This window comes from Aeromicrobium sp., from assembly GCF_050700635.1.
Lineage (GTDB): Bacteria > Actinomycetota > Actinomycetes > Propionibacteriales > Nocardioidaceae > Aeromicrobium.
In genome coordinates, this window is record NZ_JBOHDT010000125.1 from 1 (window position 1) to 12,353 (window position 12,353).

A 12,353-nucleotide genomic window follows, 5' to 3' on the forward strand; every position below is an offset into this window, starting at 1 on the left:
ACTCCTCGGCGATCGCGTCCATCATCGCGGTGAAGAGGTCGAAGCCCTCTCGCTGGTACTCCACCAGCGGGTCGCGCTGCGAGTACGCCCGCAGGCCGATGCCCTCGCGCAGGTAGTCCATCTCGTAGAGGTGCTCGCGCCACTTGCGGTCGAGCACGCTGAGCACGACGCGACGCTCCAGCTCGCGCATGACCGGAGCACCGAGCTCCTCCTCGCGGCGGGCGTAGGAGGTCTGGGCGTCCTCGGTGACGATCTCCTGGAGGTACTCACGGGACAGCGCAGAGCGACCGCCGGCCTCGGCCTCGACGCCCTCGATGGTGAGGCCGATCGGGTAAAGGGTGCCGAGAGCGGTCCAGAGCCGCTCGAGGTCCCACTCCTCGGAGAATCCCTCCGTGGCGCCGGTGATGTAGGCACCGGTGACCTCGGCGATCATCGCGTGGACCCAATCCTGCATGTCCTCGCCCTCGAGCACCTGGCGTCGCTCGGTGTAGATGACCTCACGCTGGCGGCTCATGACGTCGTCGTACTTCAGGATGTTCTTGCGGGTGTCGAAGTTCTGCGCCTCGACTTGGGCCTGCGCCGAGGCGATCGCGCCGGTGACGCGCTTGTTCTCGATCGGCACGTCGTCGGGGATCTTCATCGTCTGCAGGACCCAGTTGACCCAGTCGGCCTTGAACAGCCGCATCAGGTCGTCCTCGAGCGAGAGGTAGAAACGGGTCTCGCCGGGGTCGCCCTGACGTCCGGAACGGCCACGGAGCTGGTTGTCGATGCGCCGCGACTCATGCCGCTCCGTACCGATGACCGCCAGCCCACCGGCCGCGGTGACCTCTTCGTGCTCGGCCTTCACCTGCGCCTCGATCTGGTTCAGCGTGTCCTGCCACGCGGCTTCGTACGCCTCGGAGTCCTCGATCGGGTCGAGGCCCTTGTCGCGCAGCGCCTGGTCGGCGAGGAACTCGGTGCTTCCCCCGAGCATGATGTCGGTGCCGCGGCCGGCCATGTTGGTGGCCACCGTGACCGCACCCTTGTGACCGGCCATCGCGACGATGGATGCCTCGCGCTCGTGCTGCTTGGCGTTGAGGACCTCGTGCGGCACGCCCTTCTTCCGCAGCTGCTTGGAGAGGCGCTCGCTCTTCGCGACGCTGGTGGTGCCGACCAGGATCGGCTGGCCGTTCGCATGACGCTCGACGATGTCGTCGACCACGGCGTTGAACTTGGCGTCCTCGGTGCGGTAGACGAGGTCGGCCTGGTCGACCCGCGCCACCGGCTGGTTGGTGGGGATCGGCACGACGCCGAGCTTGTAGATCTTGTCGAACTCCGACGCCTCGGTAAGGGCCGTTCCGGTCATGCCGCCGAGCTTCTCGTACAGACGGAAGTAGTTCTGCAGCGTGATCGTGGCGAGGGTCTGGTACTCCTCGCGGACGCGGACGTTCTCCTTGGCCTCGATGGCCTGGTGCAGACCTTCGTTGTAGCGGCGCCCCTCCAGCATGCGGCCGGTGTGCTCGTCGACGATGAGCACGTTGCCCTCGAGCACGACGTAGTCCTTGTCGCGCTTGAAGAGCTCCTTGGCCTTGATGGCGTTGTTGAGGAAGCTGATCAGCGGGGTGTTGACGGCGTCGTAGAGGTTGTCGATGCCGAGCTGGTCCTCGACCCGCTCGATACCGTCCTCGGTGACCGCGATGGTGCGCTTTTTCTCGTCGACCTCGTAGTGCGCGTCGATCTGCATGGCACCGACGATGCGCGAGAACTCGCCGTACCACTTGACCTCCTCCTCGGTGGGTCCGGAGATGATCAGCGGGGTGCGGGCCTCGTCGATGAGAATGGAGTCGACCTCGTCGACGATCGCGAAGTTGTGCCCGCGCTGGACGCAGGCCGAGAGGTCGTCGGCCATGTTGTCGCGCAGGTAGTCGAAGCCGAATTCGTTGTTCGTGCCGTAGGTGATGTCGGCGGCGTAGGCGACGCGACGCTCGTCGGGCGTCATGCTCGGCAGGATCATGCCGACGCTGAGGCCGAGGAAGTGATAAATGCGACCCATCCACTCCGCGTGGTACTTGGCGAGGTAGTCGTTGACGGTGACGACATGGACACCGCGTTCCTCGAGGGCGTTGAGGTAGACGGGCAGCGTGGCGACCAGGGTCTTGCCCTCGCCGGTCTTCATCTCGGCGATGTTGCCGAGGTGCAGCGCCGCCCCACCCATGACCTGGACGTCGAAGTGGCGCTGGCCGAGCACGCGCCGGGCGGACTCGCGCACGGTGGCGAACGCCTCCGGCATCAGGTCGTCGAGGTTCTCACCGGCCTCGAGACGCTCGCGGAACTCCTTGGTCATGCTCTGCAGGTCCGCGTCGCTCATCGCCTCGAACTCGGGCTCGAGCGCGTTGACCTGCGCGGCAACCGCCTCGAGCTGACGAAGGACCTTGCCTTCGCCCATGCGAAGAATCTTGTCGATGACCTTGGGCACGAAACGCACTCCTGATGGGACTGACGGGCGTCGTTCAGTCTATGGGGTCGGCAAGGCGCCGCTCAGGTCAGCAGCGAGGTCGCCGCGTTGGGGCGCCGACACGGAGTCGAGCCCGAGCCATCCGGCCATGAGGGCGAGCTCATCGGCCAGCTCGGCGGCGGTCGACTCCGGAGCGTGAGGCTCGGCCCAGGCACTGTTGACCCGCAGCACGCCGGCTGCCCGGTCGGCCTTGAGGTCGACGCGGGCGACGAGTCGGTCGCCGAGCAGGAACGGCAGCACGTAGTAGCCGTGCACCCGTTTGTGCTCCGGGACATAGATCTCGATGCGGTACCGGAAGTCGAACAGCACCTCCGTGCGGGTGCGCTCGAAGATCAGCGGATCGAACGGGCTCAGCAGGGCCCGCGCCTGCACGCGTCTCGGGCGAGCCGCCTCGGCGTGCAGGAACACCGGACGCTTCCAACCCGCGATCGTGCCCGGCAGCAGCTCACCGGCGTCGACGAGTGTCGAAATCGCCCTCGCCGTGGGTTCGGGCTGGAGCCGGAAGTAGTCGCGCAGGCACTGCGCCGAGCCGACGCCGAGCGCCGCGGCGGCATGGCGCACCAGCTCCACGTGAGCCTGCTCGGCGTCCAGGGGCGGCTGGGCCCGGACGTGCGGCGGAAGCACCCGCTCGGGAAGGTCGTAGACCCGCTCGAACTGGCTGTTGCGCCGCGCCGCGGTGACCTCGCCCTTGTAGAAGAGGTACTCCAGGGCCATCTTGACCTCGGACCAGTTCCAGCCCCAGTTGTCGTTGTCGCGCGGGGCTTCGTGCTCCACCTCGCGCGCCGTCAGGGGACCGTTGGTCCGCACCTCCTCGAGCACCCACGCGACGAAGTCCGGCTTCTGCTCGATGATCCTGGCCATGTTGCCCCACATGCGCGCGCCTGACTCCATCCGGAACTGGAGCGCCTGCCACAGGTTGACGTCCACCAGAGCCGCCTCGTGCGCCCAGTACTCGAACAGGCGGCGAGGCGCGCGACCGGCGGCGCGGTGGATCAGGTCGACGTCGTAAGCGCCCATGCGTGAGAACAGCGGCAGGTACTGCGCGCGCTGGAGCACGTTGACGGAGTCGATCTGGAAGAACCCGAGTCTGGCGATGGCGGCGTTCAGGTGCCGGCTGGTGACAGGCCCGGACGGTCGTGAACGGGTGAATCCCTGGGCTCCCAGCGCGATCCGGCGCGCCTGAAGGGGGCTGAGCGAGATCACTCCCCCAGCATGGCCGGTGCCACCGACACCTCGCGTCAGCGGGGTTCGTCGAGAAGGTTGCTCCGGACGGCGTACATGGCGGCCTCCATGCGCGACTTCATCTGGAGCTTCTCGAGCATGTTGCGGATGTGGTTCTTGACCGTGTTCTCGCTGATGAACAGCTCCTCCGCGATCTCGCGATTGCTCTGGCCGTGAGCGACCTGGCGCAGCACCTGCAGCTCGCGGGCGGTGAGCGACGCGGCCGGGCCAGGGCTCTTCGTCATGCTGACGAACTCGTCGAGCAGCTTCGTCGCCATGCTCGGGCTGATCAGCGACTGACCGCCGGCAACGAGACGTACCGCCTCGGCGACCTGGTCGTACGTCGACCCGTCCTTGAGGAGGTAGCCGGAAGCGCCGCTCTTGATCGACGCGTAGAGGTCGGTCTCCTCGTCGCTCGCGGTGAGCATGATGATGCCGGTCGTCGGCGAGATCTCCTTGATGGCCGCGCAGACGTCGACGCCACTGCGCCCGGGCATCTTGATGTCGAGGAGCACCACGTCGGGTGGGTTCTCCTCGACGGCGGCAAGAGCCTTGTCGCCGTCGTCGGCCTCGACGATCTCGAGGGCGGCGTCCGCGCTCAGCACCATCGTCACGCCGCGTCGGAACAGCTCCTGGTCATCGACGAGGAGGACGCGGATGCTCGGACCTCGGTCAGCCACGATTCAGATCATGCCATGTCGTGTCGATTTGGTGGCCTTTCGCAACGGAACGCTCCGGATCAGTCCGCCACGTCGAGGTGGATGACGCCGTAGTCGTAGCCCTTGCGCAGATAGACGACGCTCGGGCGCATGGAGTCCTTCTCCATGAAGAGGAAGAAGTCGTGGCCCAACAGCTCCATCTCGTGAAGTGCCTGCTCGAGCGTCATCGGAGTGCCTTTGTGGGTCTTCTCCCGAACGACGAGCGGACCCTCCCCCTGCACCTCCAAGCCGCCGACCGAGTGTGTGCGAACGGCGTCTTCTTCGGGGGCGGGGACGACCAGGCCGTCGGGCATGTCGGCAGTGGCCTCGGCGAGCGACGTGGGCTTGTGCTGACCGTGACTGATGCGGTGACGGTCGTTGGATCGACGCAGGCGCGACTCGAGCTTGTCGATCGCGGCGTCGAGCGCCGAGTGTTGGTCGGTGGATGCCGCCTCGGCCCGGACGGCCGGACCCCGGGAGAGCAATGTCATCTCGACTCGGGCGGCGTTGTCATGCTGGCGGGGGTTCTTCTCGTGGGTGATCTCCACTTCGACGCGGAGAATCTTTTGGCGCTGGTCGTACTTGTCGATCCGGTGGAGCTTCTCGAGCACGTGCTCCCGGAACCGGTCGGAGATCTCGCTGTTCCGACCTGTGACGACGATTTCCATGGGGCCTCCCTGCGTCCGGAACCTGATTCATGCCATATCTGTGACCGTAGCCCCGGCTGCCCCGACTCGCCAGAGGTGGACCCGAACTCGCTCGCCGAACAGCTTCATCCGCGCGGCCGGTGGGCCACGACCGCCGCGGCGATCGGACGGTGGCCGCCCGCTGAAAGGGCACGGAACGCCTCCCCCAGGGTCGAGCCGGTGGTGACGATGTCGTCGACGACGACGATGTCGCGCCCTGCCAGGCCGGACGACGACCGCAGCGCGAAGGCGCCGTCGAGGTTGCCGGCGCGATCGCGCGCACCGAGCCCCGACTGGTCGACCGTGCGGCGCACGAGCATGAGGGCCTGGCGGACCGTGACGTCGACCCCGGTCGCGCCGAGCAGGCCGGCCGCCGTGCGAGCAAGCTCGTCGACGACGTCGGCACCGCGCGCGCGGCGATGGCGACGACTCGTGGGCACGGGCACGAGGGCGACCGGACTCAAGGAGCCGCCCACCACCTCCGCGACCGAAGCCGCGAGCAGGTGGGCGAGTGGTCGCAGCAGCACGAAGCGGCCCTCCTCCTTCCAGGCGACGATCGTCAGCCGCAGGACACCGGTGTGCTCACCGGACGCCACGATCCGGCGCGGACGGGTGTGAACGACGTTGGGACGAGGAGCGATCTCGGGTCCGCAGGCCACGCACAGCGTCCGCGCCGCACGGCCGCACCCGGGGCACGCGGCGCCCAGCAGGAGGTCGACGGCCGCGGTGGTCAGGTCCATCCGGCAACACTGGCGCGCTGCGAGACGGCCCCGCGCCGATGCCGCAGCATCGTGTGGACGCTGGTCGGTTCTCAGTCTCCGGTGGACAAGCCGGAGAAACTCCGCTCGTCGATCAGCCGCCACGACCCGTCCGGAGGGAGGTACCAGAGCCGACCTCGTGCGTCGACCACCCAGCGGGAGGGATCATCATTGGCGCGGCCGGCCAGCGTCGTGGCACCGACGTCGGGAAGCAACGGGCCGCTGCCGGTGCCGCCACCCATGCGGTCGGTGCCGTCGAGGGCGACGTCGTACAGCTGCATTCCCGCCTCGCTGGCACCGAGGAAGGCGACGCGAGTGCTTGAGACCCATCCGACCGAGCGCGGATCGTCCACCCTGATCGACAACCGTCGCGGACTGCCGAGCCCGGTGAGTCGATCGTCCCTGTCGCGCTCCACCGGCCCCACGTAGACGGAGGTACGTCCACCGGCCCGTGCGGTGGCGGCGTACCACCCATCGTCCGGTGAGATCGCGACGGACCGCACGGAAACGCCTCGGAGCCCGGCCGCGGAAAGCGTCCGGGTTCGCCCGTCGTCGACGACCCGCACGCGGGTCGAGCCGGACGGTCGGTCGATGAGCCAGAGTCGGTCGTCGTGGTCCCACTCGGGGGCGATGAACCCACTGCCCTGGACGAGGAACGGCTCGCGCCCGTCGCGGTCGGTGACGCGTACCTGGTCGCGGCCACCCATGACCGCGGCCACACCGTCGTCGCTCACCGCAGCCTCCACGGCGCCGCCGGCGTCACGCCCCCACGGACCGCTGAACGACCGAATCGTGGACCCGTCGATCTCGACGAGCTTGTCGTCGACGAGGGCGTACGTGCGGTCGTCGCCGACCGGTGGACCGAAACCTCCCCACGAATCGATGGGATGCACGCGCTCGCCACGAGAGGAGAGGATCGACGTCTCCCCGGTGATGCGCACCCCTTGCAGGTTGGGCACTGATCGCAGGGTCCAGACGATCTGGGCCCCGAGACGGTCCTTTTCCTGGCCCGAGAGACCGGCGAGCGATACCGAGAACTCCACGTCGGCCACGTCGTCGTCGCTGATCGTGACCGACGGTCGCAGATCGCCGACTCCGGGCACGTACGTACGCAACGTCCCCGGGGTGCGGTCCGGTCCGCGGGCGAGACTGGTGACCAGCCCCGTGGGCAGCTGTTCGCCCACGGCGAGGTGCACGAGGTCCGAAACGAGCCGCTTGCCGGCCGCGTCGAAGAAGTAGAGCGAGAACGACCGGAAGTAGGCGTCGTAGTACGTCCGCGTGACCATGACACCGTTCTGCGGGTTCGCGATCCGCCACTCGCCCTCGACTTCCTCCAGACGGTACGAACGCTCCGTGACTCCCGATGCGCGGGTGAAATGGCCCTGCCGGTCGAGCTGGGCCACCGCGTTGGTGCGAAGACCTACGGTCACATCACCGCGACCCGACCTGAACTCGGACTCGGGAAGCGTGACCTCCGGCCTCGTGTACACCGTCACGCCCGCCGACGACTGCCACTCCTCGGCTGCATCGGGCGTGAGGTACGACGCCGCCGTGCCGGTGGAGACGGGGTAGGCGAGCATCGCATCGAGATAGCCGCGCACGATCTGCTGCGGTGAGGCCCCACGCGACGGTCCGACCGGCTCGTACCGCACCGTGCTCTGGTCGGGTCCGCGTTCGTCGGCGACCCGCTCGACCGGACCGGACGTGGGGATCCCGGCGCAGCCGGCGAGGACGGTCGCTGTCACGCACAGAGCGAGCCGGCGCTTCATGCGAAGACCGACTGGACGAGTGGTGCCGGGCCTCCGCCGCCGTCCTTCTGCTCCACGGTCGGGACGATCTTGGGGAGTGTGAGCACGAACTCGCTGCCCTCCCCCGGACGTCCCCACGCCTGCAGTGACCCGCCGTGCAGCACGGCGTCCTCCCGGGAGATCGCGAGGCCGAGCCCGGTGCCGCCCTGCGTCCGGGCCGGATCGGCACGCCAGAACCGGTCGAAGACACGCAGGTTCTCGTCGCCGGACAAGCCCACACCGAAGTCTCGGACCGCCAGCGAGACGAGGTGGTCGTCCTGGGCCACCTCGATCTCGACGACCGGAGATCCGCTGTACTTGGCGGCATTCGTCAGCAGGTTGCGCACGATGCGGTCGATGCGCCGGATGTCGGCCTCGACCACGGCCGGCTCGTCGGTGCCGACCAGCCGCACGTCGATTCCCTCCCGCTCGAGCATGGTGTCGCCAGACGCACCACGGGCGATCGCGGCGAGGTCGACGGAGTCGAGCTCGAGCTGGGCTGCACCTGCGTCGAAACGACTGAGATCGAGCAGGTTCGACAGCAGCTCCTCGAACCGGTCCAGCTCGCTCTTGAGGAGCTCGGCCGATCGAGCGGTTTGCTGATCGAACCGTCCGCGGGCGTCGAACAGCACGCTGCTCGCCATCTGCACGGTGGTGAGAGGCGTGCGCAGCTCGTGCGAGACGTCGGAGACGAATCGTTGCTGCAGTCGTGACAGGTTCTCGAGCCGCCGGATCTGGCTTTGCAGACTAACCGCCATCTGGTTGAACGACGTGCTCAGACGGGCGATGTCGTCCTCGCCGCTGACGTGCATCCGCTGCTCGAGGCTGCCGGCCGCATAGCGCTCGGCGATGCGTCGTGCCAGCCGCACGGGGTTGAGCACCTGGCGCGAGACCAGCCATGCCACCCCGCCGACCATGAGCACCATCGCCAGACCACCGAACAGCAGGGCCTGCCGCACCAGGTCGAGCGTGGCCTGTTGCTCCTTCATCGAGAACAGGTAGAACATCGCGTACGAGTCACCGGTGCGCGGCGCCCGGAGCCGACTGCCGACCGCCACCGCCGGGTCGGGATCGCCCTGACCGATCACCGACAGCCCGGAGAAGCTCCAGAACGTCCCCGGCGAGCGGATGACAGAACGCCGCAGGTCGGTCGGCAGCGACCCAGACGCGATCGCGGCCGACGACCGCACCGGGGTGGCCTCTCCGCCGAGTGGTCCCTCGAGCACCAACTCATAGGAACGACGACCGCCCCGGACGCTGGTGAGCGAGTCGACCATCTGGGTGAGCGCCTGCGCCTGCGTGTCGGGCTCGGACTCCAGGGCGGCGTCGAGCTGTGCCTGGGCGAGCTCGAACCCCGACCGCGCCTCCGCGATCGCGGCCTCGCGCCGGGAGTCGGCCAGCCCATCGGCGACGTCGTTGAGCAGCGCCCAACCGGTGGCGCTGATCACGAGCGTGCTCAGCAGCACCGTGCTGGTGACGACCCTCGTCTGGATCGAGCGGCGCCAGAGGCTCGCGATGTTGCGCATCAGTCCCTCGGGATCATGAGGGCGCGATCGCCTGGTAGCCGACGCCGCGCACCGTGCGGATCACCTCGGGGTCGTCCGCGTCGTCCTCGATCTTCGACCGCAACCGGGTCATGTGGACGTTGACGAGCTTGGTGTCACCCGGGTGGTGGTAACCCCACACCTTCTGCAGCAGGACCTCGCGGGTGAACACCTGCTCGGGACTACCGAGCAGACAGGCCAGGAGGTCGAACTCCAGCGGGGTGAGATCGAGCGCCTCGCCCTTGCGCGTGACGGTGTGGCCGGTCGGATCGAGCACGATGTCGCCGAACTCGAGCGGCTCGCCGAGCTGGTCGGTGCGGCGGAGCCGCGCCCGGATGCGCGCCACCAGCTCGGTGTTCTTAAACGGCTTGGTGATGTAGTCGTCGGCACCCGCCTCGAGCCCGCGCACGACGTCGGGCGTGTCGGACTTCGCGGTCAGCATGATGATCGGCACCGCTGACGTCGCCCGGATGCGACGGCACACCTTCATGCCGTCGATACCGGGCAGCATCAGGTCGAGGAGCACGACATCGGGCTTGAACGACACGAACGCCGCCATGACCGCATCGCCCGACCGCACGACCTCCGCGGTGAGCCCTTCGCTCTCGAGCACGATCGAGAGCATCTCGGCGAGCGAGGCGTCGTCATCAACGACTAATACCCGATCGCGCTTGCTCCGCCGGTAGCTCATTTCTCGGGGTCCCCGCGAAGTTGTGCGTGAAGCCGGACTAGCCGTTCACCGCGACGTTGCGTTTGCGCGCAACTTCGTGGGGTGAGGTAGCTCATGGAGTCAATTCTGACTCAGTAGCGGTAGTGCTCCGACTTGTAGGGGCCGCCGATGTCGATGCCGAGGTACTCGGACTGCTCCTTGGTGAGCTCGGTGAGCTCGACGCCCAGGGCGTCGAGGTGCAGGCGAGCGACCTCCTCGTCGAGGTGCTTGGGCAGCACGTGGACGCCGAGCGCGTACTCGTCGGTCTTGGTGAAGAGCTCGATCTGGGCGAGCACCTGGTTGGTGAACGAGTTCGACATGACGAACGACGGGTGACCTGTGGCGTTGCCGAGGTTCATCAGACGGCCCTCGCTCAGCACGATGACCTTCTTGCCGTCCGTGAACGTCCACACGTCGACCTGCGGCTTGATGGTCTCGCGGGTGATGCCCGGGGTCTTCTCGAGGCCACCCATGTCGATCTCGTTGTCGAAGTGGCCGATGTTTCCGACGATCGCCTGGTGCTTCATCTTCGCGAAGTGGTCGGCGCGGACGACGTCGAAGTTGCCGGTGGCGGTGATGAGGATGTCGGCGTCGCCGATGACCGTGTCGAGCGCGGCGACCTGGTAGCCGTCCATGGCGGCCTGCAGCGCGCAGATGGGGTCGATCTCGGTGATGATGACGCGGGCGCCCTGGCCGCGCAGCGACTCCGCGCAGCCCTTGCCGACGTCGCCGTAGCCGCAGACCACGGCGACCTTGCCACCGATGAGGACGTCGGTGGCGCGGTTGAGGCCGTCGATGAGCGAGTGACGGCAGCCGTACTTGTTGTCGAACTTGCTCTTGGTGACCGAGTCGTTGACGTTGATCGCCGGGAACAGGAGGGTGCCCTGCTGGAACCGCTCATAGAGACGGAGGACGCCGGTGGTGGTCTCCTCGGTGACGCCCTTGATGCTGTTGGCGATGTTCGTCCAGCGCTGCGGATCGGCCTCCAGTGCGCGGCCCAGGACGCGCAGCACCTCCTTGTACTCGTGGTTCTCGGTCGAGTCGGGCGACGGCACGGCGCCGGCCTTCTCGAACTCGACGCCCTTGTGCAGCAGGAGCGTGGCGTCGCCGCCGTCGTCGAGGATCATGTTCGGGGTCGCGCCATTCGGCCAGACGAGGATCTGCTCGGCGAGGTCCCAGTAATCGGCCAGCGTCTCGCCCTTCCAGGCGAAGACCGGGATGCCCTGCGGGTCGTCCGGAGTGCCGTCCCTTCCGACGACGACCGCGGCGGCGGCGTGGTCCTGGGTGGAGAAGATGTTGCAGCTGGCCCAGCGCACGTCGGCGCCGAGCTCGGCGAGGGTCTCGATGAGGACCGCCGTCTGGATGGTCATGTGCAGCGAGCCGGCGATGCGGGCACCCGCGAGCGGCTTGTCGGCGCCGTAGCGCTCGCGCATGGCCATGAGTCCCGGCATCTCGTGCTCGGCGAGGGTGATCTCGGCGCGGCCGAACTCGGCCAGGGACAGGTCAGCGACGTTGAAATCCATGGGAGTCATCGTACCGGGGGGCCGCCACCGCTCAGCACCCACGGCCGCACCCCGGCTCGCGCCCACTTGGCCTCCCGCGTACGGTGTCCGGTGGTGCTGTGGCGGGCGTCACAGCACGTTCCAAGGGGGAACTCACACATGACAGACACGTCACCACGTCAACCCGCGCCACCAGGGCCGGGCCGCCTGATCGCCGCCGGGGTGGTGCTGGCGATCGCGGTCATCGTGCCGTTGCTGGTGTGGACCTACGCACGTACCACGCCCGAGCTCGCCGGCATCCCGTTCTTCTTCTGGTACCAGTTCCTGCTCGTGATCGTCTCGGTCGGCATGACGGGGATCGCCTACAAGCTCGTCACGTCGCACGACCATGATCGACGCGCCGCGCAAGGCCTCGATCGACAGGGAGGCGACGCATGAACGACATCGATCCCGTGGCACTCAGTGTCTTCCTGTTCTTCTTCCTGCTGGTCACCGTCATGGGCTTCCTGGCGGCGCGCTGGCGACGAGCTCCTGACCTCAACTCCCTCGACGAGTGGGGTCTGGGCGGACGCAACTTCGGCACCTTCATCGCCTGGTTCCTCATCGGCGGCGACATCTACACGGCGTACACGGTCATCGCCGTGCCGGCTCTGCTCTACGCCGGCAACGCCGTCGGCTTCTTCGCGGTGCCCTACACGGTGATCCTGTACCCGATCATCTTCATCTTCCTGCCGCGGCTGTGGTCGGTCTCGCACCGTCGTCGCTACGTGACACCGGCCGACTTCGTGCAGGGCCGGTTCGACTCCAAGTCGCTGGGCCTCGCGGTCGCCTTCACCGGCATCCTCGCGACGATGCCGTACATCGCGCTGCAGCTCATCGGCATCCAGGCCGTGCTCGACGTGCTGGGTCTCGGCGGTGGGGAGGACGCTCACTGGCTCCAGCGTGACCTTCCCC

General features: G+C 67.8%; 10 protein-coding genes and 1 pseudogene. 2 read left to right on the forward strand and 9 right to left on the reverse strand.

Going from position 1 to position 12,353, the window contains the following annotated elements:
- The 9 genes from secA to ahcY all read right to left on the reverse strand — a co-directional run.
- Window positions 1–2,425, reverse strand: a 2,425-nt coding sequence (gene secA / locus ACRDPN_RS10060) for a preprotein translocase subunit SecA (protein ID WP_431447323.1), incomplete at its 3' end; no start/stop codon positions are given.
- A 69-nt stretch (window positions 2,426–2,494) separates the two neighbouring features.
- On the reverse strand, window positions 2,495–3,697 hold the full coding sequence (locus tag ACRDPN_RS10065) for a winged helix-turn-helix domain-containing protein (protein ID WP_431447314.1): 1,203 nt from the start codon (window positions 3,695–3,697) through the stop codon (window positions 2,495–2,497).
- 35 nt (window positions 3,698–3,732) lie between these two features.
- Complete coding sequence (locus ACRDPN_RS10070) at window positions 3,733–4,395, reverse strand: response regulator (protein WP_431447315.1); 663 nt, start codon at window positions 4,393–4,395, stop codon at window positions 3,733–3,735.
- Between the two features lie 59 nt (window positions 4,396–4,454).
- Window positions 4,455–5,081, reverse strand: a complete 627-nt coding sequence (gene hpf, locus ACRDPN_RS10075; protein WP_431447316.1) for a ribosome hibernation-promoting factor, HPF/YfiA family — start codon at window positions 5,079–5,081, stop codon at window positions 4,455–4,457.
- A gap of 104 nt (window positions 5,082–5,185) precedes the next feature.
- Complete coding sequence (locus ACRDPN_RS10080) at window positions 5,186–5,839, reverse strand: ComF family protein (RefSeq protein WP_431447317.1); 654 nt, start codon at window positions 5,837–5,839, stop codon at window positions 5,186–5,188.
- A 71-nt stretch (window positions 5,840–5,910) separates the two neighbouring features.
- On the reverse strand, window positions 5,911–7,602 hold the full coding sequence (locus ACRDPN_RS10085) for an LpqB family beta-propeller domain-containing protein (protein WP_431447318.1): 1,692 nt from the start codon (window positions 7,600–7,602) through the stop codon (window positions 5,911–5,913).
- Window positions 7,603–7,622: 20 nt separating this feature from the next.
- Window positions 7,623–9,170 carry an MtrAB system histidine kinase MtrB gene (mtrB, locus tag ACRDPN_RS10090; RefSeq protein WP_431447319.1) on the reverse strand — a complete coding sequence of 516 codons (1,548 nt, stop codon included), beginning with the start codon at window positions 9,168–9,170 and terminating at the stop codon, window positions 7,623–7,625.
- 13 nt (window positions 9,171–9,183) lie between these two features.
- Window positions 9,184–9,879, reverse strand: a complete 696-nt coding sequence (mtrA, locus tag ACRDPN_RS10095) for an MtrAB system response regulator MtrA (RefSeq protein WP_431447320.1) — start codon at window positions 9,877–9,879, stop codon at window positions 9,184–9,186.
- 110 nt (window positions 9,880–9,989) lie between these two features.
- A complete protein-coding gene (gene ahcY, locus ACRDPN_RS10100) occupies window positions 9,990–11,420 on the reverse strand; it encodes an adenosylhomocysteinase (RefSeq protein WP_431447321.1) in 1,431 nt (476 codons plus the stop codon).
- 138 nt (window positions 11,421–11,558) lie between these two features.
- On the opposite strand from ahcY, the gene ACRDPN_RS10105 reads away from it, so the two are divergent.
- Together ACRDPN_RS10105 and ACRDPN_RS10110 are read left to right on the forward strand one after the other, a co-directional pair.
- Complete coding sequence (locus ACRDPN_RS10105; protein ID WP_431447322.1) at window positions 11,559–11,837, forward strand: DUF3311 domain-containing protein; 279 nt, start codon at window positions 11,559–11,561, stop codon at window positions 11,835–11,837.
- Window positions 11,834–12,353: pseudogene (locus tag ACRDPN_RS10110) on the forward strand (sodium:solute symporter); the annotation flags it as partial. The gene ACRDPN_RS10105 and the pseudogene ACRDPN_RS10110, both read left to right, overlap by 4 nt.